Here is a 24,388-nt window from a genome sequence, read left to right on the forward strand (position 1 = left end):
CCGAATTAGTATAATTTATTTACTCATTTATCAGAATTTTAATTAGTATGATTTTTAGGCATAATTATGATTCTCATCAGTATAGACTTGAGTATTTTAATAGAGCTAGTTAGCAAGGTGACTCGATGAAAGGCGAGTTACTCAAATTTCTTGTCTTACCTAACCTATTTTTATAAAAGTATTTCTAGACGAATCCTGTTTTAATTAGTGAAAATAACAAGGCTCAGATACCTATAGAAGTCGGTAATTTTGTTGTTCACTAATGATTTAAAACTGTTATAGGTAATAATTTTATATAATATTCGAGAAAAACCTGAAATTTATTATACCAAATAACCTGTGTAAGGAAATGAAAAAATTTCTCTAAAAAAGTGCTTTAATAAACCTATTAAATATTTAAAATAGCAGTATTGAACTTAAATTACTAGTTCAATTTGTGTATTATCATAGTTTATGATACTTATCAATTAGAGATACACTAACACAGTATCAATATTTTCATAAAAAACTTAGTGGAAATATCCAACTCGTGTTATGTAAGTGACATTGGATAAAAAAATAATTTTGGTTATTTATCGAAAGTTGTAATAGTTATTTGCAGACAAGTTTGATGAAAGACGAAACCCCAAAAGAATTGAATTCTGACCAAGAGATTGAGCGCTTGATTGACGAAGTAATGTCATCAACCCTAACTGATGATCAGTACCGCAAAAAGATGCAGCGGCGCAAAGAAGTCCAGGATCTGCGTATAGCGCAAGCTGTACCCGAAAAAGGGTTAATTATTGTAAATACAGGTAACGGTAAGGGTAAAACTACCGCTGCTCTGGGGATGGTGTTACGATCGCTTGGTCATGGATATAAAGTAGCGATCGTCCAATTCATCAAAGGCAGCTGGGAACCCTCAGAAAAAAGGGTTTTCAGTTATTGGGAAGACCAGTTAGAATTTCACGCCATGGGCGAAGGCTTTACCTGGGAAACCCAAGACCGCGATCGCGATCTCGACAAAGCTAACGCTGCATGGGAAAAATCATTAGAATATATCCGTAACCCGGACTTTCATCTAGTTCTATTAGATGAAATCAATATCGCCCTCAAGATGGCTTATTTACAAGTAGATGAAGTTTTGGCAGGTTTGGCGCAAAAACCAGCTGATAAACACGTTATTCTAACAGGCAGAGGCGCACCAGCTGCTTTAATTGAGCAAGCTGACCTAGTAACTGAAATGACCCTAGTTAAACATCCTTTCCGCGATCAAGGTGTTAAAGCACAACCAGGAATTGAGTATTAAACTGTTACCTATTTCAGTTGCATATTGACTCATGAAGCTCATTGTCAAAGTTCTCAGCGAACGCGAGGAGTTATACCTAATGGAGGAAGTCTTGTAACAGACTTCTATCTTTGTGATTAATCATTTGTATTTACATAGGACAAATGACTAATGACAAAGGGCTAATGACAATATCCATCAAGATTTTATTTGCTTTTACTTAACAAACTTGCTGTAAGAAGCTGTTGCAGATGGATTGCACATCTGTAATATGCGGCGATCGCTAGCACTAATAGAATTTAATTGATGATAGTCTTGCAATGCAACCGAGTAAGCGTAAGAACTTGACTCATCATCAGCGACTGTTGGCAGCCTATTAGCTGTAGCTACTTGATTAGAACCACCTTCATCGGGCGAACCATTAACCGTCATCGCTAATTCTCCTGACTGGTCAAGTGTACCCTGAAAGCAACTAAACTCTGAATGGGGCATATACATCGCACCCGACACTTTGCCTTGCTGCTTCTGAAATATGATATAGCCTTGTCCGATCTGATTTGGTTTTGGTGATTGACCGTAGAGATAAATTCCATCTTTTGCCGGAAAATTACCTCTAGGCATAACTACCGCTTCGGTAACAGATGCTTGAGACCCTGGAACCAACGCTAAGGTTTTAGGTAATGTTTTTTCGTTCTTCAATAAGCTAGCAGAAGACACCAAGTTAGATTGCTGTTGATTATTGAAGATAGCCGAGTTTGCAACTTGATTTTGTTCAGAATTGCTAGCAGCTAGTTGACTTCTCTGCTCTCTAACTTCTCTAAGCTTTGATAATAGAGGCGTTTCGGTGCTGTTCTGAATTCGAGCAGATGATACTTGAGAATCTGTAACCAGTAACGTCGATGTTCTTTCTACTTGGTTACTCAGCACTGGTTTAGTCTGATTGCCCATGAAGCCAAAAGTGAGAAGTATGCCCACAAAGGGAATTCCCAATTGACGAGGGGATAAAACCTGACGAATATTGTTAAGCACCCTACTTCTCCTGTTAAAAAAATAACTCAGTCATATTGAAGTTACTTAAACCATAACTAAGTCTTTACCATTCAAGGCTCCGTCAATGGTTTGATTTATATTGTCGGGAAAATAGAACCGTCAAAAGATGAAATTTTCTAGTAATTTAGCTCGATAATCTTAATCTACCACTGGTTAGATTATTCATTCTTCACCCAAGAGATTCACCCGATTGGGTGAGCTGAATCACAAATTAAACCTTTCAACCAGAAAAATTACTGACGACTTTCTCTTAAAGCTATCACCGTAAGACTCAGGACTTACGCAATCAGATCCCCCAATCTCCTTAAAAAGGGGGCTTTAGAAATTCCCCCCTTTTTAAGCAGGGGGGCTAGGGGGGATCAAGATTTTAGGCTTCAGTGCGTAAGTCCTAAGACTATAGAAAATTACAACAGTAGCTATCTCAATTCCAGATAAAATCCAAGTATTTTTGCTGATGAACGGCAAAAAAATCGCCCCCGAAATTCCGGGAGCGATCGCTCTCTAAAACTTGATCAAGACGTAGCAATGCTACGTCTCTACAATTAACTAGCGATGTATTCTTTGACATTGGCGCGACGACGACGCAGATGAGCAAGAGCTTGATGCTCTAACTGGCGGACGCGTTCACGGCTGAGATTCAACCGTTCACCGACTTTCGCCAAAGACATTTCATTACCATCTTCTAAACCAAAGCGTAGAGCTAACACTTCTCGCTGTTGCGGGGTTAGTTCTGCTAACAGATTGTTTAGGTCTTGGCGGAGAAATTCTTGGTTAGTGTAATACTCTGGTGATGGGCCGTCATCTTCGAGCATTTCTTGCAGTTCAGTATCTTGGTTGTCACCAACTCGCACATCCAAAGAAACTGGTTGGCGTGCCATATTCAGATACTCACGGATCTGCATGGGTTCTAGCTCTAATTCTTGGGCAATTTCTGCTGGTGTCGGCGATCGCCCTAAAGTTTGAGCCAGTTCGCGCTGCACTTTTTTGATTTTATTCAGTTTTTCGGTAATGTGAATTGGTAACCGGATGGTGCGACCTTGCTGAGCGATCGCACGGGTAATTGCTTGGCGAATCCACCAGTAAGCGTAGGTCGAGAACTTATAACCCCTTGTTGGGTCAAATTTCTCTACGCCCCGCTCTAAGCCTAGAGTTCCTTCTTGAATTAAATCCAGAAACTCCATGTTCCGCTTCTGGTATTTTTTAGCAATAGCAACAACTAAGCGCAAGTTCGCTTCGATCATTTTTTGCTTTGCCCGCTTACCTTGAGCTACCGTTTGTTTCACCTCGGTTTCATCTTGGTGAACGTGGTCAGCCCACTCTTGTGAACTTGGTTCGCGGTGCAATTTCTTCGCCAAAGCCTCCTTGGCGTCGATTAGCGTCATCATTTGTTGCACCTGCTTCCCATAGACAATTTCTTGTTCACGGGTTAGCAGTGGTACACGACCAATTTCCCGCAGATAGGTTCGCACCATATCAGCCGTGAATTTGGTGTTGAGGTTTTCCGTTTGGGTGTTAACAGTAGGCATTGGTGCGTTATCCTCTACTCCGTAAACACAATGAATATTTTTTACTAGGGTGAATAGTGAAAGGTAATACGTATATCACGGAACATCAGGAGCTACCAAAAGCAATCAGTTGATAAAGCCGTTGTTGAGACGGTGCTGCCCTGAGATAAGTTCCCCCTACCTTTCTTAAATTTTTCAATTTTTCAGAAGCACGCAGGGTTGTTCTTGAGAATTCTTCTCTTCTGCAATCGCTGATAGCGACCGTAAAATACGAAGTCAATATGAGTTCACTTATTTCTATAATAGGATAAATCAGGCAGATAGTAAAGTAGCCTAGATAAATCTTTCAATTATAATCGAAAATATGTTGTTTTTGAAAAAAAATTAATTTTCCTTTAAATTGCTTGCTATATCTATAGTGACGTCAAAAACCCCTGTTCTGTTGCCAAAAACTAGCGGGATAACCGAACTTTATTGGCTGCATTAATGGGGGGATGTTACGAATGGGTCAAAAGTCAAGGGTCAAGGGTCAAGAGTCAAAATCAATATTCAGACTCTGGACTGTTGACTTTGGACTATTGATTCTTTAGAAACCGAGGTCGGCTTTAGCTAGTTCAGCAGCGGCAAATACTTCTGCATCTGGCTTTTCTTCCCAAGTTGTATCCCCAATCTCGGCATAAAAAGTGGAGTCGTAAGGACGGGTACGCACTACTACGGGCATAGGAACGGCGTGACCTAAAATTAAAGCTTGCTGCTTAGAGTCTAACTTTGCCAACACTGAACGCAGCCCACCAGCACCAGAAACACCTGTAAAAATTGCGTCGATGTCTTTTTCATCGTTGAGCAAAGCGGTGATGCGAGTTCCTATCTGGGACATAACTTCATTATCTATCCCCGATGGACGTTGATCAACTACCAAAAGAGTTACAAAATATTTTCGCAATTCCCTGGCAATAGTCCCAAAGATTGTACTTTGTACCACTGCTGGGTCAAGGAAACGGTGTGCTTCTTCAATAGTAATCATCAATGGCGTCGGGCGATCGCAAGGATTTTTGCTTTGCAGGAATTTATCGGCTTTTTTGACGTAATGCTCGTGAATACGTCTGGTGATCATATTGGTCACCAACATATAAGAGAGCATATTGGACTGGGAACCAAATTCTATCACAACATTCTTCCCAGCTTCCAGAGACTGCACAATTTTACTAATGTAATTTTGGGGACAAACTGCCCGCATATACTTCAAACTGTCCATCCGCAAGAGTTTGCGCTGCAATGCCATGATTGAGCCTTTGTGTCCCCGCTTCTCGTCGCAGAACATCTCGATTTCTTCATTAGTCATATTCAGCAACTGGACAATCCAAGACTTGTTAAACTCGCTAAAAAGAATATTGGCGTTATCCATAGCTGCATCCGAGAGTCCTAAGTCACGGCTACATAACTTAATATCTTCAACTTCAATTTGCTCATAACTAAGAAATAGTTCTTGTGCATCGCGTACACCCCGACGTTTTGTAGATTCGGGGTCGAGGGTGTAAACTTCGACTTTACCAGGAAATAATTGCTTTAAGCCTTTTACAGTATTTACATTCTTACCTTCTGCAACCGCTTCCCAGCCATATTCAGAATGCATATCAAAAATCAAGTTTACTGCTGCATTCTTGCGGATGACGCCAGCTAACAGTAAGCGGGTGAGAAAGGATTTGCCAGTACCAGATTTACCAAATACGCCGTTACTACGTTCTACAAAGCGGTTTAAATCGATACAAACTGGTACATCCATATCCAACGGTTTACCGATGGAAAAATTACGCCTTTGAGGATCATCTTCCCAACCAAAAACGCGGCGAAAATCATCTTCATTAGCTTCGTAAACTTGACTAAAGTGGCTGGGAATAGTTTTAACAGGCAACAATTCCATCGTAGTACTAGTTTGCGGCATAAATGAAGCCAAACCAGTCGTCGATGGTACAAAGGGATTTGCAGATTTGCCATTTGTTGGGGAGAAAGATTCCTCAACTTCGGGAGTGAACATCAACATCGGTGAGAGGTTGATAGTGCCGTATGTACCACTTCCGGCTAAAACATCTCGTAAAAAAGTGTCTTCCCAACTAGGAGGGTTAGCAATGATTCGCGCGTTAGCAGCTCCGAGTGCCACATCTGTGAGCATACAAAAAAAACGCGATCGCATCCCTTGTACAACAAGAAACTTACCCACCCGCATATCTTCAACAGAAATATCCGGGTGTAATCGTACTTCTAACCCATCAGTTAGAGAACCTTGGATGACTGAACCTAATGGCTGTCCTAAATTCATTTGATTAGTTAGTCAAGAGTCAAGAGTCAAAAGCGATGCCCTGAGCTTGTCGAAGGGTCAAGCGTCAAAAGTTATTTGTTTTCCATTACCTCTCCTATGCCCCATGCCCCATCCCCTATACCCAATTACCTATTCAATCTGAATAGAAGTTGGCGCACTCCCTGCTGGTGGAGTAGTACTAATTAATGGTTTGCGAAATTGAGCGTAGAGGCGATCGCGCCAAGCAAAGAATGCTGCATAATCTGGATTCTCCGCGAATATGGGCGCTCCTTTACCTCTGGTAGATGCTGGTAAATCGAGATAAGGGCCATCAGGGAATTTTAATAATATTGATAAACCTGCAACTGCTAAGTCAGCTAGAGTAGGTTCATCTCCGGTTAAATAAGGAGTATCTGCCAACAATAAAGTTAAAGCTTCCAAGTCTTGCTTTAAGTCCGCGATCGCTGACCTTATCACATCTGGGCTATAACCTACACCAAAACCCAAAACTGTCAGGAAGTCAGTGGGTACCCCTTCAACCAGACTTCTAAGCACATCTGGTGCTGATGTGGGTAATAAAGACTTGCGGAAACTTTGATCTTGACTAATCGCAGAAAATAGGGCTTTCCGGCTTTTGATACCTATCGACTCATCCGCCCATTCTTCTATTAATAAGGTTACACCCCGTTTTTTGGGATCTTGCGGAATTAGTGGGCGGTCAGGATATTTTAAGTCTAAATACTTTGCGATCGCAGTAGAATCAGCAATGTATTTATTTCCATCTTTCAACACTGGCACTTGTTTTTGACCAGTCAGCCGGAACAACTCTACCTGCCCAATCCCAGGCGTAACCTCTATTTTGCGGTAATCTAGTCCTTTATAATCCAGAATCAGACGCACTTTTTCTGAGTACTGAGATAGTTCCCACTGGTATAATTCCAGCATATTATTGTATACCTTGTAACTAGGAATTTATTGACTTTATAATTGTAACTTTACTTTAAGTAATTTTTATTGGCCATAATTGCTCACTTACCTATTAAATTGCTACTAAAATTGTATAGTTGCGGATTTTTTGGCAAAATTACCGATTTACAAAACTCCTCTTTTCTGTTTATTGAAGCTATCAAATCATTAAATTATTTAATTTAATTGTCTATAAATCAATTTAACCTCTTAGCTATAAACCTGAACTAGTTAGTTTAATTTACATTGCTGTTAGTCTACTTGAGACATTAAGTACTTAATTTATTCGCTTTTGCTGAAACATCAGGAAGCAAATTCTAAATACAGTTTTTGCTGTAGAAAGGTTATCAGTATTGAAGCTAACGATAAAACTAGGTAATACTTTGTATCTAAAGTTTCTTTTTTAGTAAAAATTCAGAATTTATCATAACTAGAACTGGTAGTACTCTGTCAACAAAAAATTGAGGAGTATACGCTGTTTGTAGTTGGTGATGTCTTCGAAGACAGCACCAACTAAGAACCTAGAAGATTTGGTTACAGGCTAAAAATTGCATTACTATTGAGTGAAAAGTTTTGGCTTTTCTTGGTGCATTTACGAAACTCACCGTTGGCGTTGTGTCTTGCAGAGAAAGTATCGCCAAGCAAATCGAGTATAAAATCTGTAAAACTCAAATTACCTGAGCTAAATATAGCTGATACTTACCACCGTATTCCAATTTGGAATCTTCTTATCAGCACTGAGTATTTCTGGAGAAAAATTTTACTTCCTTCTTAGGTTAGATTTTGTGTCTAGCAAAATGTTATAAATCTTTATGTAATATGCGGACAAAAAACAAAATTTATGAAGGCTAATTACAGCAAGTTGTTTACCACATTGGCAGGTATAGCGGGATTAATGGGTGTCAGTCTCCTCATTACTTTACCATCTATTGCAAAAGAGGTATTAAATCCTAACCCCAGTATTTTCAGTGAAGCTCCTTATAATCGGGGTCAAGGTGTTCAGGCAAACGCTCAATACACACCTGCTGAAACTGCTTCAGAAATAGAAAAGGATAACGCCAAACCCAATAAAAAAGTAGTACAGCGCGGGGGTTCTGGGGTGCTAAATCCTCGACCAAGTATTTTTGATGAGCCTAGATATAGACGTCGCCCAAGTACTACACCTACTGAAACTACACCCCTTCCCAACACGACCCCTGGAGCTACACCCAGCACACCACCAACCACTGAGCCACCCACCTCACCTTCAGGAACAACCAATACTCAAGGCAAGAACTTAGCAGCGCTGGTTGAATCAAATAGCTCTTTTAAAACTTTGACAAAGGCTTTGAAAGCAGCTGGATTGACACAAACTTTGCAAGGAAAGGATAATTTTACTATTTTTGCACCTACTGACGCAGCCTTTGCTAAACTGCCACCAGATGCTTTGCGAGATTTGTTAAAGCCAGAGAACAAAGAAGTATTGCTCAAAATCTTAACTTACCATGTAGTCCCTGGTAAGATATTATCCACAGATTTGAAATCTGGCGAAGTCAAAAGCGTTGAAGGCGGTACGATTAATGTCAAAGTTGATCCTGCTACTGGTGTGACTGTCAATGATGCTAAGGTGATTCAGGCAGATATCACAGGCAGTAACGGAGTAATACATGGAATTGATCAGGTGATTTTGCCGCCTGACTTGTAGTTTGTAGGCGTAGGTAAAACCTATAACATCTGTAGAGACGTTGCATTGCAACGTCTCTACAATTTTAATTTAAACTGAAGATTTTGGTTGATCATTAGGGGATTTCTTCCAATTAGCGATCGCATTAATTAAACCATCAAGAGTATAAGGATTTGCCTCAACATCGACTCTACCGATAATATTTCGGCAAGCGATTGAGGTGATTGGCCCAATAGAAGCGATACAGATATTATTTAAAAGGGATTTGGAACTAATAGATTTGATTAGCTGGTAGAAACATCCTACAGTTTTAGGGCTGGCAAACGTTACAACATCAATTTGATTTTCAAGAAAGGCAGTTATAATTATAGGTTGTATTTCAGTCATACAATTTGATTGGTAAGCTGGCACTGCTTCTATCTCTGCACCTTCTTTCGTAAGTCCCTCCACGAGATTTTCTCGTCCGCCAGCTTCCAATTGAGGATAAAGGATTTTAGTTCCTTTAAGGTTTTCCCGATTCGGGAAAGATTCAATTAGAGAATCTGAAACGAACTCAGGTGGTAAGAAATCAGCTTTTAAACCATATTTAGTAAGATGTTGAGCCGTTTTTTCACCAACTACAGCAATTTGAATATTGGCGAGTTTACTTATGTTAAATCCAAGAGTGGTTAATCGCTCTAGAAAGTAATCTACACCATTGGTTGAGGTAAAAATCAACCAATCAAATTGGTGGAGATTAAAAATAGCTTTATCAAGTTGAAAGTAACTGGAAGGGGGACAAATACACAGACAAGACATTGAGAGTGCAGTTGCACCAAATTGTTCAAGTAAGGAGACAAACTTGTTGGATTGTTCGGCTGCACGAGTTACCAGTACTGTTGTGTAGCTTAAAGGAAGCTTATTACTAATTTGTAATTCGTCATTCGTCATTCGTCATTTGTCACTTGTACTGAGCGTTCGTCTCGCAGAGAAGTCGTAAAGCCTGCGGCATGGCTACGCTTAGGGCGCAGCCTCTCGTAGAGAAGTATTTGTGTCATTTGGTAGAATCAATCTTTCTGCTTGAATTATGAATTAGTTTGTCTCCCCATTCCCTCGCTACTCTCCATTTATGTTTCAAATTTGATAGTCTAATGCAACTAAAACTTTACCGCAGAGTTGATTTGCAGGTACGGCTTCCAGCATCTTTTTAGGCAGAGGTAAGTTGAGGTTCTGCATTAGTTCAACAAACTGGCTGCGGCTGCGTCCAGCAAATCGGGGATTCCAACGTTTTTCTTCCCCGATGGTAGATACTGTTTGTCCGTTGTAGTCGTGACCTGGATATACTAATGTCTCATCTGGTAAGGTGAATAGTTTTTGAGTGACAACATCATATAGTAAACCAGCATCACCGTTTTGGAAGTCGGTACGACCACAGCCTCGAATAAACAAAGCATCTCCGGTTAACAGGTTAGTACCATTGACCAAGTAAGCCATATGGCTGTTAGTATGACCAGGAGTAGCGATCGCTTGAATCTGTACACTCCCTAGTTGTAAGGTGTTGCCATCACCAATGTAGCGGTCTGCACGGGTAGCTTCAGCATTCTTGGGTACAATCCCTAGACAACCTGTTGCTTCTCTAAGCCTGTCTGTGCCAGTGATATGGTCAGCATGAATGTGTGTTTCTAGACAGTAACGCAGAGTTAGCCCTAATTCTCGTAATATTTGCAGGTCGCGTTCAACTTGCTCTAATACAGGATCAACTAGGATAGCTGATTTGGTGGAGCGATCGCCAATCAGATAAGTATAAGTACTCGATTCTTTATCAAACAGTTGACGGAATAACATAGTCGGTTGCGGCAATGCGATAGCAGTAGCATAGGGTTTAACATTGATAGATTTCAGTAATTCCTGTGCCAAATCTGCCGCTTGAACCCGAATTTCAGGAACAGCAGTAGTCTCCCAAAGATTGCCTTTGCGCGGTGTCCCCAAGGTATACAGCATTTCAGATGTATTTCCATCCGCATCGATTAACGCACCACTTGGGGCAGTATCAATCCCCATTCCTAGCAGATTGGAACGGATCAGCCGTTGTTCTTGCAGACTGGCAATTAAAGGGTGCTGTAATCTGCGGTAGTTACAATTTGCGCCAGTGCAATTCACAATTCGCTTAACTTGCAAAACGATATCAGCTTGTGTTCCCCGTTCGCGAATCGTCACATCCACACCATTGTCAAACTCCCGACAGCTATGAATCCTACCTGCATAATTCATCATTTGACCAGATTCCATTGCCTCATCTAGTATCTGTGCAATGTCTTGGGCAATCCGATGACGGTGAACTTCCCAATAAGCTTTAACATGACGCAGAAATCGCTTCTGTTCTTTAATTGGCAATGCTTGCCAGAGTGCTTGAGTAACTGGGCGAATTGCATCAATCACTGCCCGCCAGTCCTCTACTAAACGCAGTTCTTGACGAACCAAATGTAGTAATCCTCGTGCAGTTTTTGGCGCAGTCTCTACGTCAATAAATGCTGGATAAGGAGTCGTTGACTGATGACGCAACGGCATCAATCCATGACGCGAAACAGCATGAATCTGTCCTTGAAAACCTTGTTGATGCAATGCTACAACCACATCCACCATTGTCAATCCAGTTCCCACCAATAGAACAGCATCCTCTGAATTTAGATTAGCGATCGCATCAGGTGACCAAGCATCTTTGATATGGTGAGACTCCAGAACAGCAAGCGGTTCCGGCAGAGTGGCTGGAGAATTGCCTAATGCTAGCACAGCCTTTTGCACAAACAAACGTTCACCGCTACTCAGATGCACCTTTGTGATGTTGTTTGTGGTTTCGATAGCGATCGCTTCATCCCTAATTCGTTCCAACTGCACATCAGGCGACGCATTTACCTCTGCTTCCTTCAATGTCGCTTGTACATAATCTCCATAAATCCGACGCGGAACAAAGCTAGCTGCTGTAACCTCTAGGTATCCATTCCGATGCAACCAAGTAAGGAAGTGATTCGGTTCATCTGGAAAAGCACTCATCTTACCTGCGGGAACGTTCAATAAGTGACCGTCCACTTGCGTGCCGTAAGCGACTCCTCTACCTACTTGTGGACTACGTTCAATCAACTTAATGGATAGTGGCATAGTTGCATTCCGCAAAAGATTTGCTGCAACGAGAGAACCACTAAAACCACCACCAATGATTGCGATCGTCACAGGATAAAAGGTGAGGTTGAGAATGCTGTTGTTCATAGGATGTGGGAGTTGTGCTTGCTGCTGTTACTCACAATTTACGCCGACAATCTGTGAATTTACGCCTATTGCACCTTTTGAAGCGGTATGAGTTAGATGCAAAACACACTTATGCACATGAAAAACCGGGAATTAAAATTGAGTATCTAAGTTCTCAAATTGCAAAAGTGGGGATCATGAAACTGCTCTAACTAAAATCCAGATGAGACAACATTTTGAGAGTTATTGTTAAAAATTAACCTGTCTTTTTCATGTAAATCCGATGGTAATACCGTAGTTTGAGGCTAACGGCATAATTACTAGCTTCAGTAGCGGAAATTTACTAGTAAGATTGTCAAGCTTTCCTGACATTTGTAAATCAGTCAATTCTAATTAGACTTCTATACCAAAGATACACAAGTGATCTTTGATTAGTTGATTACCTAAATGCATCGGATATGGCGAAACAATATTACCCATAGACCAAGCTGGTGATAATCGTAAGTAGTGTGGCACTCGGCAAAGTGATTTTAGGCTTTCTTTTGTTCTTTGAAAATCCTGACGGACAAAAAAGGGTAAGATTTCTAGCATCTGCTGGTGCTTGAATGCAATATTTGCACCAAATTCCTCATCTTGAGAGTCAAGCATATAAAGTTCGCGTGCTGTTGAAGTATCTTGTGCTTTCTGTGTTTTCGGTAATCTGCCAACCGAGAAGTAATGTAGCAACTCAGGTACAGAGGTATCGTAAAAGCCACTTAGATGGATTAAGTCTCGTGCCGAAGAATTCTGATTCCAAGCTGTTCGATTGGTAATGTATTGGGTTGTTTCGTTGCCAGTACGCAAGCGAATTACTCCCAGTAAGTTGTTGAGTTGATTATAGTCACGAGAATATATACAAGTATGACCAGGAACGTGTTGGAAGTCTAAGATATCTCGCTTTGCGAAAAGATATTCATTTTTTAGTTGGAACCAAGCTTGAGCTTCATTTTCCTCACCACGCTCGTTACGCCATACGTCTGCTTCGATTAAGACGAGAGTTGGTTGTTCACCTACTTGCGTGAGAACATCTGCTGCAAATTTTGCCAGATTTATTCCCTTTAACTGAACTGTTTTAAGGTAATTGCGATCGCACCGTACCCGTGAGAAAATCTGTCCCAGTTCAATCCCCGCCTGTGCATAAGGAATCCAATTATTGCGATCGGGGAGTAACACATCAACTGCACCATTTGCCCCCAGACGAACAGCCAAGGCATAGTGAATATTATCTTGTCCTTGAGTGGCTTTTCGGCGACAAAGGGCAATTACATCTAGGTTTTGGGCGATTTCCTTTGGTATCCCTGCCCGTTCATAGACTTCTGAGGGCAGTCCATAGAGTGCCCCAACCTGGCGTAGGGTTACATCCAGTACAGCATTTAGAATCCGTCCTTCTGTCTTCTTATTGTAAGACGGCGATGTGTCTGTGCTTTCATTTTCTTTGTCAGATGATTTTGGTTTAACTGTTTGCACCATTTGGGAACCGATTTTTTCTAACACACAAGCTTCACGAACAACTCTATAGATGCTTTGTTTGGGATGAACTCCCTTCTTCTTGGTTTGTCCAATTTCAACGATCGCAAAACAGTAAGGCTTAGTAGTAGAGTCAATTAAAGCAATAACCTTCTGTTTTAAAAAGTCCCGCCATGCATCCAGTTTGATTTGATGCTGTTTGCGGATTTGTTTATCAAATTCCTGACCATCTTTTGGTGCAAGTCCATCTGTGTCAAGGGGTTTCAAAAGATTTGGATCGTCAATCCACACAGATGATACTTTGATATGCTCTGGAAAATCTTCTCCTTCATTGAGCAGGAAAGCATCACGCAATGTCTGGTAAGTTACATCATAGGTATCTCGTTCGCGCCACAGAATAAAAAGATGTGTGGGTTTTCCTTGTAATGCCCGCTTAATAGCATCAGCAATGATCGTTTGTTTTTCTTGACGACGGTTATTTACACGTTGTTTAATTTCTTTTTCAGTCAGCGTTTCTTTTTGTTGTTTTGTAAAACTTGGAGGTTGAGAAATATATTCGTAATCGCGCATGGCCAAGGGTGTTTTTTGACCAGATGGAGTAGGAATATCAGATTGCATTGGATTATCTGATATTAAAACACCGTCTAGAAGCTCTAAGACTTGAGCAACAATATCACCGCGTTCCTGTAAACTAAATCCTGGTTTAATACTATGTCCTCGTCCTCTTTTATGGTTTTCATGTTCATACTTGTATCCTTCAGCATGAACTAAATAATATTCATCTCTATTCCAGTTAGGATGATTATCTAAATTGCCGTATTGAGTAGGGTTGCAACGAATATTATCGGTTGTTTCAAGGGGACGCGCTTTGAATGCAGCTAGCAGATTTGGTAATTGAAATTTCCATAGATTACTATCTTCTCTTCCATTGTTCTCAATGGTAAGACGGATCAAAGTTGAATCTACTTCGTAACCAGATAAACGTTCCTCATTCATTCCCATCAGTACAGAGATATCACGACCATAATTCATTTCAATTAATGGCTCATGAGCATATCGTTGGCAACTTAAATGCAAAAAAATCCACGGTCTAAGCTTGCCATTTTGGTTGAATCGCCCTGCTTGAGTCTGAACGCGAAAATCCAAGCGATAGACAAAATAACCTTCCCTTTCGTTGCCATAGTCATCTGTATACAGTGCCGGAAATGCTTGACTGACTATGAATAGTCCAGTACGACCTGAGCCATCGCCTTGTACCTTGCGCCACTGAATTTCTTGCTCTCTTTGCCCGGAGCGAATAATACATTTTTGTTCATGCAGCAATGTTGCCAAGAAACTAGGAATGGCTTGGTATCCCAGTCCTTTTTCGGCATTGATGTTTTGAATGAGCGTTTTTGGAGTAATAGGTTGCCAATTCCAATTAGTAGGAATTATTGCCATGTTTTCAAGGAAGCGATCGCAAACACTATTTACCTGATCTGCTTTCCCTTTACCATAAAATTGCTTTGTCCACTCCTGCGCCCAAATAATCACTAATTCATGTATTTGCTCAGGTGTTGGAACTCGCAGCGGATTTTCAAACGTTCCTACAGTTAAAGCTCGATAATCGCCTGTATCAAAGTATTCAAAACCATGCGTTAATGTTGATGCACAAGCAGGCAATCCATTGTTTAACTGTCGATATGGTATCCAGACCTTTTTCTTACGATTAGGCGATAAAACTTCTTCCATACTGTTACGAAAATTATCAACAATTTCGGTAAATGGAAATGAAAGTAGTTCAATTTTTAAACCTGCAAGTTTATCTTCCGCAAGATTCATTCTGGCAGGTAAGAGAATAGGAAGTTGCGCGTCTTTTTTAGGCATTATGAAATTCATTAATACAACAAAGTTAGTTACCAATATAGGTCTTCGATTCTTTCCAGTGCATCGGCAAGCGGTTTGTAAAGCGCATTGCCTACTGTGTTTTCCTCACTGGCGTAGTCGCAAATTCGCAGAATCATGGCAACAAGAAGACTTGTCTGGTCTGTATCCACTTCAGAGAGTTCTGGATCAGCTTTCCTAGCAGCACTCTTGGGCGCCCAAGCTGCATCGACAAAATAACCATGAAATGGGACACCTCCACGCAAGAGACGGCCAACAGCTTGAATAACTAACCCAGCAGTAGTTGCAGCAAGGTCAAATCGTGGAGAAGCGAGTAATTCTTGATTATCGCGTAGGGTTTTGTAGTAGGAACGTTGCTCAACCGATCGCCAGTAACGCGCCGCTAGTTGGCGCACCTTTTCAGCACGTTGTACAATTCCGTCTCCTTGTTGCCATGCTAGAAAGTCTGCTCTATCTGCCCACTCTAAAGCGCGACAGTTCATTTCTTGGGCGATCGCCTGTGTATCATGTGGGTGTGGATATGGACGAGTCAGAAAGTAAATAGCACCAAATGCGGCTTTACCGTTGGCATTCAAAATATTGAAACCACGGCCGATCGCATTCATAGGAGCAACTAATATCTCTCCCTTAGTTTGCCCAAAAGTTTCAATATCTGCACGATTGAGCGCACCCTTATCAGGTGGTTTGACAAATTTCGCTAGCTCATCAAAGTTATCTTCCGTGTATGTATCTACATTGTCACGAACTAGGTGATAAACAACGTCCTGCTTACTTGACCAGCAATTGCGAATTTCGTTTGCTGCCCAACGAGCTTGATCGTAGGAGTTGACGACTAGAAGAAGGCGATCGCGATCCTTCCAATGGTTACTTAAATCATTTTCGCTAAGATGTTTTAATTCCCTGAGTTCTTGTCCTAAATGACCTGTACCGTTACTACCAACTAGTGATCGCGCTATTTCTTGAAATAAACCCATTTTCTGCCGTTCAGAGCTACCAGAAATACGGAGGGGTTTTTTCTTTTGGTCAAATTGAGGAAGAAATTTGAAGTGGCTTTGAGCGATCGCATCTCTTGCTCCCTGTTCTGGCATTAAAACTCCTTGGGGATTACCAACGTGAAAGCTGGTAGAATCTGGTAAGTAGGATGTTCCAGAAAGTGCCAGCACATTGGGGCCACGTTGACCGTTAAAATCTGTTAATAAACGATGAAAGTTTAAAATGTAGCAGCGTCCAATATTGGTGTAGGCAAACAACGTCAGCGCATTATTGCTGCCATATCTGGCTCTTTTGTCGTCATCATTTCCTCTGGAGTAATAAGTGCCAAACTGTCGTCCTGTGGGAGGTAATGGCAAAATATTCAACATTGCAGCAGGCATTCGACCATGTGGTGATTCGTCGTTGATTGATGTCGGTCGATTGTGCCATTCATAGAAAACAATTCGAGTGTGCCGATCTAAAAGAGCGATTGTTAGCGCAAATTGGAGGCGATAAGCCAAAGTTTCAACAGTATCTACATCTGGCTCATCCCCGTTCGGTGAACGTCGCTGTTTTTGAGTTGATTGTTGCAAATTTTGATTACGATTCTCCAATTCTATTAGACTTGTCCGAAAATTCCAAAGCCAGACTGTTCAAAGCTTTGGGGCAAAACTTTGATATCTTCGTAAATACGTAATTATAAGGCTTTGAGATAGTTAGTGATAATTTAGAGGCATAAAAATTAACTCCTAATTTCTAAAAATTTATGATTTTTGCTACTAGCTAAGTTGGCAGAACTAAGCTACCAATTCTTAACCTAACTAATCCGCAAACTGTTAAAATAATCTGCTCATACGTCTCAAGCTTTAAGCGAAATCTTTGTGAGGCTATGCGGAATATTTTAAGTAATCGAATCAAATGTTCAATGAATATCCGATTACTAGATAAAGCCTTATTTTCATCTTTTTGCTGTTGAGTTAATTCTCGTTTTGGTTTCTTTTTATGAGGAGTAGTGATATTCTCACCTCCTTGAAAGCCTTTATCACCTGAAAAGGGTTGAGATTTATCAAATTTATTTTGAGATTGACGAAACAATTTTATATCTGCTGTTGGCCCAGGAACACCTACTTCTACCTCTACAATATCTTTGCCTTCTGGTATGCCAATTATCAGACTTTTTAATGTATGTTGTCTCTTCTTTCCAGAAAAATATTTCTGTTGCTCTTTTTGGTCAGAATCCCTATATATTGGCTGTTCTAAGCTATCGACTAATAGCCTAAAATTTGTTAATACTTCTTGAACAAATAGTAAATCACTTTCATTATTTGATACTTGTTCTAATAAACTAGCAGGTAATATATCACGAAGAATTGGTATCCAGTCGTGAAATGTATCATTAGCTTCGGTTTTGGAAACACCAAATAGCATTCCTAATACTTGGAATGTTGGCATCTGTCTTAGATAAAATAGACATAAACATACTTGTTCTTCGGTTGATAACTTTTCGGGACGACCACCACCAGCCGCATTAATTCTAATTTTATGACTCTCTTGTTTAGCTTTGATGTATCGATTTCGTTTTAAGGCGCAATTTAGCAGTGATTGCAATTGTTCGTAACTAATCCCTAAAATCTGTTTTGTTCGTAGTGGATACTTTTGTATATAATCTAAAATCATAACTAATTGTGGAAAATGGTAGACGCCCAATCTAACGTTTTACCATTTTTCTTTTCCTAAGTTAATATTTCGGACAAGTTTATTCGCAGTTGCGCTAAACGCCGTTCTGTATTTCGGAAAAATTCGATAATCCAGGCTCTGCAAGCTCTGTAGATATTCTCATCTGAAGCGCTTTCTCCAGTACTATTGATTTCTTGCATAAGACGCCCAAGGCGAAAGACTGGATCTCGGTTTGAGTTAGATGAAGACTGCATCCGCAACGGATCATCCTCGTTGAGTAGTGCATCAAAATAACGGACAATTGGCTGTATAAGTCGAGCGTTTTCTCTTGAAACTGCCTCAGATGTATCAGAAGGTTCAAATTCTTCCAATCCAGCAAGACGACGGGCAAATTTGAACAGAAGGGAGTTAGGCGTAAAGTAACCTCGTTTTACCCATTTTCGGAGAAATTGATGTCCAACCTGTTTATCGAGTAGGGTCAATGTTGCTGTAATAGCTTTTTGTGCATCACGTTCTGCACCAGTCCATCGCTGTGTTGTTGGGGGCATAACACGGTTAGTTATTGAGAATCGCTCTGTTTTCACGCCAATATCATCAAAAACGCCGTTATTACCACCGTCAGTCAAAACAACTTCTTCAGCATAAGTATCATCAAACCACTTGATGACTGTCTCTACCTCATCAAAGACCACAAAATCTGATTGTTCGTTGACGAGTTCACCGATTTTGATAGGACGCAACTCTAAATGACGGGGTAATCCTGCCATAGCCATCGTACCGGGAGTTGTTATCCAAACACGGGCATTTGGCATATCTCGATAAACTTGTTGGGATGGGCATTTATCAAAGAAAGGACACAAATAGAATGAACCTCGGCTTTTACGTCGCTTTTCGCGATCGCTTTTAGGCATCTTTTTTAGAGTATGACAGGGTTCACTTCCCGGTTTAAGAGCTTTGCCGTCTAGGAGTTGACTAAAATCACGCGCTTTTAGCTGACCTTGTAGAGGGCAAGCTGTGCCTAGCCAACGCTCACCCCAGTGAGGCTGTCCGCGTTGTCGATGTTCCTGATAATCTTTCGAGGCAGAAAAACTCCGCAGATGTGCATCCCGTGTAGTACGCCCCAAGATTGGCACTGCTACTGGATCATCATTCTCTGGATCGTTACAAAACCACCAGTTAATTTGATTCGCTAATTTAATCGCTGATTGCACATCACCAACGACTAATGTGATCCGGCGATCGCAATGATGCCGCACAACATTAACACTAAACAACTGCGAAACCGTAGTTTTTCCAGAGGCAACCATGCCTGCAATATTTGTGAAGCCATCTAACTCAAGAATTTGCTCTTCTTGCGGAAACAGTGTTCCGTTCTCCTGAACTTTGTGGAAGTTAATTTTGCGAAAGCGATCAACCCAGTGTCCTCTAACAGTTTGATCCCAGCCATATTGACGCGCTAAGGCTTCCTCTCGCCGATCAATCCATGCTGCATCTAGCTCTAAATCTGAAATACGAAGCGAAAACGCAGTACGAGAATGAGATGTCGCAAACCAAGATGACGGCTGTATTTGTGCATTTCGTACCTGCTGCTGCGTAAATCTGACTGGTACTATAACCGTCTCTTCTCCTGTCTTTGCCTCAAATTGATAAGTGGTTCTGGCTTCTATTCGTTTAACTTGGCGATGCCGAAAATCTAAATTGCTATTTAAACAACGTTCGTACAAATCTTGATGAACTTGATGCCGGAGATTTTTGGCAGCATTAATAATATAGCTATCCCAGTTTTGCGGAGTGAATTCGTGATAGTTACGCCAATCTAGAGGAATTCTGAGATAAGAACGCAATGCTCCTAACCAAGCGAAACGGGCAGAAAAGGGAACTATTTGGCGAGTATTAGCGATCGCTCGACGTTCCATCTCAGTCAAACTCTGTAAACGTGGATGTCTCAAAGGCACTCCACTCAAGATTGCCCAAGGTGCGGTGACTGGCTCATCATCAAGTTCCAAATACTCCATCAGAGCAAAGCCAAGCTCCACTTGAAGCAACAATTCAGCTTGAGTACGCTCCAAACCTGCTTCTTTCAACTGTTCGAGGCGCTCTTTAAACTCAGTCGGCAGCTCAAATAGAGTCATCTGGCTCATTGACTATTCCCTCAAGCACTCAATTTTATTGATAACCCGTTCTTCAAATGCAGCATCACTCAGAAGATGGGTACTGCTAGGCAGCTTTGTCACTTGTTCACGAAGAATTTCGAGGTAGTCCTCTCGTTGTTGTATGCGTTGGATGGGAATAACATAAAAGCTCTCGTCATAACGCAGATCGCCCTCACCGAATAGAGGTGTAAGCTTTGGTGCTAAATTGTAGGGGCTTCGGTAATCTTTAATATCTACAGCCCAGGTTGATTGGTCACAAAAGCGTAGTTGTAAGTCATAGCGATCAATGCCTGGATAAAGATGGATGGCACAAAGCTGATCTGAGTATTTGCTTTGAAGTTCTTCCAACGCTTTAAATAAGCGCATCTCAGGTATACCCGGTAAACAAATACGCAAATGGATACCAAACTTCAAACGACGCAGCCCTTGTTTCCACGTGATTTGTCGAATAAAGGTCAAATTTTGGCGATGATCGTTGCAAGCACTGGGTTTAATACCACGTAACTTTCCATACTTTTTAAATAAAGGGCCGCAGCGATCGCAATTCCAACAAGGCTCGTTTTCTTCACACTCATGGTAGAAATCGCCCACTTCTTCAATATCAATATGTCGGCTTTTTAAAAAAGCTTTCCGAAGCTGTGCCGGAGTTGTGTAACCATTCTCAATCAAAAATCGGCGCAGCAAAACATATTCTTGCTGAACGCGCTCAGGATCGCTATTGTTGTTGTAAAGTTCTTGCAATCGTTCCAAAATTTTCTGAAACTGGACATTTTCTATGGCAATTTGTTTGGTTAAAGTGGTGGCAAACTCTGATAATTTGGTTTTTTCAAGTAGTTCCTCATATAAATATCGGCTTGCTTCTTCACTCAACCCCCATTCATAAAGCAGACCAAAATCAGAGTCAAACTCTTTTGGCAGTAAGCGCCCTGGATACCAAGTTTTTACAGGTTTTTCGAGTAATGCTAAAAGACCAGTTAGAGTCCGTGGGTATGTTACAGCAGTTAGCTCTAGAGCTAGTTTATTAAGAGCATGACGGAGCAGTTCAGGATATGGATACCTGCCATCTCGACGGACAAACTCTGCTAAACCAAGGATGAGATTATCAAATTCATTACTTCCCATTGAAGGTAATCCTTCATTTAGAGGATTTTTTTAACAACACGAGCTTTTTCAAGCGTGATACATTTGTTTCATAAACCGTACAATATTATTTATGTTGTGTCAACTAAGAGACAATTTATTCTTTTGTGAGACAGGAACAAAGGAATGGGAAGTTATCTAGATATAGAACGGTTAGCAAGCCTAGTCCGCAAAAAACGCGGCAGCAGAGGACTGCGTGAAACATCGGCAGAGATTGGTAATGTTAGTCCATCCACTCTTTCACGAGTAGAGAGTGGGAAAATGCCGGATATGGAAACTTTTCTGGCACTTTGTAACTGGCTAGAAGTGCCGCCTGCGGAGTTGTTTAGAACCACAGAGGAGGATCAACTGGATACGCCTGAAGCGATCGCTATTCAACTACGCGCTGACAAAAATCTTGATCCAGCGATCGCTAATGCTTTAGCATCTTTAGTCAAAGCAGCGTATCGCGATTTGTCTCAAAATGATGGGGAATTGAAGCAAGATCCCTAAAGATATGTCATTAATTCAAAGTCTATCGCCGGAATTTAGGCAACGCTGTGAAGCGATGGCTACTGAACAACGTAGCTTGCTTGGAGTGCGAGCCTTTGAACCATTAGCCGCAGACAATCTAGCAGCCAAGTTAGGAGCAACACTTTTTACACCAGATCAGGTTCCAAATTTAGAGCCAGAGCAAGTAGCAGTGTTACTTGCTAGCGATGAATGGTCAGGAGCAATTATAAGCGATCGTCCACTTTGGATTGTATACAACCCACGCCATGCACCTACACGGTATGAATCAAATTTGATGCATGAAATAGCTCATGTATTGCTGAATCATCAGCCTGTAGGCTTTGATTCAGTAACTGCACAACCGAAACGCCAACAAAAGCACGAAGATGAAGCAACTTATTTAGGGGGATGCTTTCAAATTCCCAAACGTGGTTTACTATGGGCGACACAACAAAAGATGCTGTTATCTCAAATTGCAGCACATTTTGCTGCGAGTGAAGCGATGGTGCAGTTTCGCAGCAATGTGACTGGAGTCGTTGTCAAAAAGTTTTAAGAGGCTGAGGAATCAGCATTAGAGAAAGAGTGTAACAGAAGTATTACTGTCACTTTGGCTGAAACCTAGATAACATAAGATTCGGCGTCTTTACAGTTCGGGAGTGCAAAAATGTCTAAACAGCTGGGTCAAAAAATCGCACCTACACCTATATCAACTGATATCAGCGTGGTGGATTTAATTGATAATTACTTTACCGCTTATAACTCGGCGCGTTTGCGGGAAATTTGCCAGCTATTGAGCCGCGATGTGCTAACTGAAGGTGTAACAGTAGGAGTCAGCCTTTCCGGTGCGATGACACCAGCCGGATTCGGGGTTTCAGCACTTGCACCCTTAATTCGCAACGGCTTTATTGACTGGATGATTAGCACTGGTGCAAATCTCTATCATGATATGCATTACGGATTGGGTTTTGAACTCTTTGCTGGTAATCCGTTTTTAGATGATGTCAAATTGCGTCAGGAAGGCACTATCAGAATTTATGACATTATCTTTGGCTACGATGTGCTGCTTGAAACTGATGCATTCATCCGCAAGGTTTTGCAAGCAGAAGCATTTCAAAAGCGGATGGGAACCGCTGAGTTCCACCATTTGCTAGGTAAATATGTCTGGGAAGTAGAAAAGCAATTGGGAGTGCAGCATTCTAGCTTACTTGCTACAGCTTATGAATATGGCGTACCCATTTATACGTCTTCTCCTGGAGATAGTTCTATTGGGATGAACGTGGCGGCTTTAGCATTGGAAGGTTCCCAATTAATCTTAGATCCTTCAATTGACGTAAATGAGACCGCTGCGATCGCCTACAACGCCCGTGAATCAGCAGGTAAAAGTGCGGCTGTAATTCTCGGTGGTGGTAGTCCAAAAAACTTTTTGCTACAGACACAACCGCAAATCCACGAAGTGTTGGGACTAGAAGAACGTGGACATGATTACTTTGTGCAATTTACCGATGCCCGTCCAGATACAGGCGGTTTGTCAGGGGCAACCCCATCGGAAGCCGTCAGCTGGGGTAAAATTGACCCCGAAGAGTTACCAGACACGATTGTTTGTTATACCGATAGCACGATCGCTTTACCACTAGTGACAGCATATGTTCTCAACAAGTGCCAGCCTCGTCCTCTGAAGCGTTTGTATGACAAGCGAGAAGCGATTTTGGAGAAACTGCGAACAGACTATCTAGCCGCCAAGACCCAACCATCAGATCAAGTTCCAACAGCAATGGCTGAGAGTGTTTCACAGCAGGTAGCGACTTATCCTTGCGGTAGGCTGATACCCAACAGCCTCTAAAGGAGATCAGGAGGATAAGAATAATGGCGTTGCCGAGTGAAAGCATGAATTAGTATTACGCTCCAGACGCAGCAAAAAGTCTGAGGCACAGAAAATAATAGTTTTAGAGACTAAATTCTTGACTTTCATACTTATATTCAGTAACGCCAGAATTATCCTCCATTCTCCATTCCCAGATGCTATTTCTGAACGCAACTTAGTCGCTCTTGTTTGTGAGCCAGCAACTTTTAGCCTGTGGGGCTTTGCAGAAATTAGCGAAAGTATTGTTTTTTATCTAAGTACCTACTCAGGAGGGGAAGAAATGTTCAATTAATGCTTGGTTTCCCCTACCACCTCTTTTTTTGAGAGTGTCGTGGTTATAAAAAAATAAATATCTGTAAATGATTAATAAAATTAAGCAAATATATACAGGGTTTTTACTTACATTAATTTTTGTTTATATAATAGATTACTTTGTATAGCTCAGTCTTAATACTGAATTTTATATTATATAAATGCATTAAAATTATGATTTTTTTGCATCAAACTTGAATCAGCAGCACTTATTTAGTGATATATCACTGAATAAATTTTTCATTTTTATTTTGAATAATTACATAAGTTAATTTGGATAAGTGATGCCAAATTCCCAAAAGTCTTTCCCTGTAAATATTCCAAGATTTCTTAACCTCGTCAAAGTAACTAAAATTGAGAAATATATTAGAAAAATAAAGTTGACTTTTTTGCTTTGATGCACTATGGCTGCGCTAGAGAAG

General features: G+C 41.1%; 17 protein-coding genes. 6 read left to right on the forward strand and 11 right to left on the reverse strand.

Going from position 1 to position 24,388, the window contains the following annotated elements; all coding sequences use genetic code 11:
* The first annotated feature begins 610 nt into the window (after nucleotides 1–610).
* Nucleotides 611–1,288: a cob(I)yrinic acid a,c-diamide adenosyltransferase gene (cobO, locus tag WKK05_RS26615; protein ID WP_341526043.1), complete on the forward strand. Its 678-nt coding sequence runs from the start codon at nucleotides 611–613 to the stop codon at nucleotides 1,286–1,288.
* Nucleotides 1,289–1,483: 195 nt separating this feature from the next.
* On the opposite strand, the gene WKK05_RS26620 is transcribed toward cobO, so the two are convergent.
* The 4 genes from WKK05_RS26620 to WKK05_RS26635 form a co-directional block, all read right to left on the reverse strand.
* The gene (locus WKK05_RS26620; RefSeq protein WP_341526044.1) at nucleotides 1,484–2,296 is read right to left on the reverse strand and encodes a hypothetical protein; all 813 of its coding nucleotides are present in this window, start codon (nucleotides 2,294–2,296) and stop codon (nucleotides 1,484–1,486) included.
* Between the two features lie 563 nt (nucleotides 2,297–2,859).
* Entirely contained in the window at nucleotides 2,860–3,843 is a 984-nt protein-coding gene (locus WKK05_RS26625) for an RNA polymerase sigma factor, RpoD/SigA family (RefSeq protein WP_341526045.1), read from the reverse strand.
* 565 nt (nucleotides 3,844–4,408) lie between these two features.
* Nucleotides 4,409–6,139: an ATP-binding protein gene (locus WKK05_RS26630; protein ID WP_341526046.1), complete on the reverse strand. Its 1,731-nt coding sequence runs from the start codon at nucleotides 6,137–6,139 to the stop codon at nucleotides 4,409–4,411.
* Nucleotides 6,140–6,268: 129 nt separating this feature from the next.
* A complete protein-coding gene (locus WKK05_RS26635; RefSeq protein WP_341526047.1) occupies nucleotides 6,269–7,063 on the reverse strand; it encodes a glutathione S-transferase family protein in 795 nt (264 codons plus the stop codon).
* Nucleotides 7,064–7,925: 862 nt separating this feature from the next.
* Between WKK05_RS26635 and WKK05_RS26640 the strand changes: the two genes are divergently transcribed.
* Nucleotides 7,926–8,768, forward strand: coding sequence for a fasciclin domain-containing protein (locus WKK05_RS26640; protein WP_341526048.1), 843 nt, complete (start codon nucleotides 7,926–7,928; stop codon nucleotides 8,766–8,768).
* Nucleotides 8,769–8,837: 69 nt separating this feature from the next.
* On the opposite strand, the gene WKK05_RS26645 is transcribed toward WKK05_RS26640, so the two are convergent.
* The 7 genes from WKK05_RS26645 to WKK05_RS26675 all read right to left on the reverse strand — a co-directional run bounded on the left by WKK05_RS26645 (nucleotide 8,838) and on the right by WKK05_RS26675 (nucleotide 21,283).
* On the reverse strand, nucleotides 8,838–9,677 hold the full coding sequence (locus tag WKK05_RS26645; RefSeq protein WP_341526049.1) for a uroporphyrinogen-III synthase: 840 nt from the start codon (nucleotides 9,675–9,677) through the stop codon (nucleotides 8,838–8,840).
* A gap of 183 nt (nucleotides 9,678–9,860) precedes the next feature.
* The gene (locus WKK05_RS26650; RefSeq protein WP_341526050.1) at nucleotides 9,861–11,990 is read right to left on the reverse strand and encodes an FAD/NAD(P)-binding protein; all 2,130 of its coding nucleotides are present in this window, start codon (nucleotides 11,988–11,990) and stop codon (nucleotides 9,861–9,863) included.
* Nucleotides 11,991–12,362: 372 nt separating this feature from the next.
* A complete protein-coding gene (locus tag WKK05_RS26655; protein ID WP_341526051.1) occupies nucleotides 12,363–15,341 on the reverse strand; it encodes an RNaseH domain-containing protein in 2,979 nt (992 codons plus the stop codon).
* 29 nt (nucleotides 15,342–15,370) lie between these two features.
* A complete protein-coding gene (locus WKK05_RS26660) occupies nucleotides 15,371–16,924 on the reverse strand; it encodes a hypothetical protein (RefSeq protein WP_341526052.1) in 1,554 nt (517 codons plus the stop codon).
* Between the two features lie 190 nt (nucleotides 16,925–17,114).
* Nucleotides 17,115–18,008: a transposase family protein gene (locus WKK05_RS26665; RefSeq protein WP_341525207.1), complete on the reverse strand. Its 894-nt coding sequence runs from the start codon at nucleotides 18,006–18,008 to the stop codon at nucleotides 17,115–17,117.
* A gap of 56 nt (nucleotides 18,009–18,064) precedes the next feature.
* Nucleotides 18,065–20,149, reverse strand: a complete 2,085-nt coding sequence (locus tag WKK05_RS26670; RefSeq protein ID WP_341526053.1) for a hypothetical protein — start codon at nucleotides 20,147–20,149, stop codon at nucleotides 18,065–18,067.
* 3 nt (nucleotides 20,150–20,152) lie between these two features.
* Nucleotides 20,153–21,283, reverse strand: coding sequence for a hypothetical protein (locus tag WKK05_RS26675; RefSeq protein WP_341526054.1), 1,131 nt, complete (start codon nucleotides 21,281–21,283; stop codon nucleotides 20,153–20,155).
* A gap of 144 nt (nucleotides 21,284–21,427) precedes the next feature.
* On the opposite strand from WKK05_RS26675, the gene WKK05_RS26680 reads away from it, so the two are divergent.
* From WKK05_RS26680 to WKK05_RS26695, 4 genes are all read left to right on the forward strand, one after another.
* On the forward strand, nucleotides 21,428–21,793 hold the full coding sequence (locus WKK05_RS26680) for a helix-turn-helix transcriptional regulator (RefSeq protein WP_341526055.1): 366 nt from the start codon (nucleotides 21,428–21,430) through the stop codon (nucleotides 21,791–21,793).
* Between the two features lie 4 nt (nucleotides 21,794–21,797).
* Nucleotides 21,798–22,346 (forward strand): ImmA/IrrE family metallo-endopeptidase, encoded by a 549-nt coding sequence (locus WKK05_RS26685; protein ID WP_341526056.1) that lies wholly within the window; start codon nucleotides 21,798–21,800, stop codon nucleotides 22,344–22,346.
* A 111-nt stretch (nucleotides 22,347–22,457) separates the two neighbouring features.
* Complete coding sequence (gene speY / locus WKK05_RS26690; protein WP_341526057.1) at nucleotides 22,458–23,633, forward strand: deoxyhypusine synthase; 1,176 nt, start codon at nucleotides 22,458–22,460, stop codon at nucleotides 23,631–23,633.
* 118 nt (nucleotides 23,634–23,751) lie between these two features.
* Entirely contained in the window at nucleotides 23,752–23,946 is a 195-nt protein-coding gene (locus WKK05_RS26695) for a hypothetical protein (protein ID WP_341526058.1), read from the forward strand.
* The last annotated feature ends 442 nt before the right edge of the window (nucleotides 23,947–24,388 follow it).

Source organism: Nostoc sp. UHCC 0302 (assembly GCF_038096175.1).
In the GTDB taxonomy this organism is placed as follows: domain Bacteria; phylum Cyanobacteriota; class Cyanobacteriia; order Cyanobacteriales; family Nostocaceae; genus UHCC-0302.

Bases quoted from the DNA above. Each gene is read 5' to 3' on its own strand.
- speY (WP_341526057.1), top strand. From the start codon at position 22,458: ATGTCTAAACAGCTGGGTCAAAAAATCGCACCTACACCTATATCAACT.
- WKK05_RS26670 (WP_341526053.1), bottom strand. From the start codon at position 20,149: ATGAGCCAGATGACTCTATTTGAGCTGCCGACTGAGTTTAAAGAGCGC.
- WKK05_RS26685 (WP_341526056.1), top strand. From the start codon at position 21,798: ATGTCATTAATTCAAAGTCTATCGCCGGAATTTAGGCAACGCTGTGAA.
- WKK05_RS26645 (WP_341526049.1), bottom strand. From the start codon at position 9,677: ATGACGAATGACGAATTACAAATTAGTAATAAGCTTCCTTTAAGCTAC.
- WKK05_RS26665 (WP_341525207.1), bottom strand. From the start codon at position 18,008: ATGATTTTAGATTATATACAAAAGTATCCACTACGAACAAAACAGATT.
- WKK05_RS26650 (WP_341526050.1), bottom strand. From the start codon at position 11,990: ATGAACAACAGCATTCTCAACCTCACCTTTTATCCTGTGACGATCGCA.
- WKK05_RS26635 (WP_341526047.1), bottom strand. From the start codon at position 7,063: ATGCTGGAATTATACCAGTGGGAACTATCTCAGTACTCAGAAAAAGTG.
- WKK05_RS26630 (WP_341526046.1), bottom strand. From the start codon at position 6,139: ATGAATTTAGGACAGCCATTAGGTTCAGTCATCCAAGGTTCTCTAACT.
- WKK05_RS26675 (WP_341526054.1), bottom strand. From the start codon at position 21,283: ATGGGAAGTAATGAATTTGATAATCTCATCCTTGGTTTAGCAGAGTTT.
- cobO (WP_341526043.1), top strand. From the start codon at position 611: ATGAAAGACGAAACCCCAAAAGAATTGAATTCTGACCAAGAGATTGAG.
- WKK05_RS26625 (WP_341526045.1), bottom strand. From the start codon at position 3,843: ATGCCTACTGTTAACACCCAAACGGAAAACCTCAACACCAAATTCACG.
- WKK05_RS26640 (WP_341526048.1), top strand. From the start codon at position 7,926: ATGAAGGCTAATTACAGCAAGTTGTTTACCACATTGGCAGGTATAGCG.
- WKK05_RS26680 (WP_341526055.1), top strand. From the start codon at position 21,428: ATGGGAAGTTATCTAGATATAGAACGGTTAGCAAGCCTAGTCCGCAAA.
- WKK05_RS26655 (WP_341526051.1), bottom strand. From the start codon at position 15,341: ATGCCTAAAAAAGACGCGCAACTTCCTATTCTCTTACCTGCCAGAATG.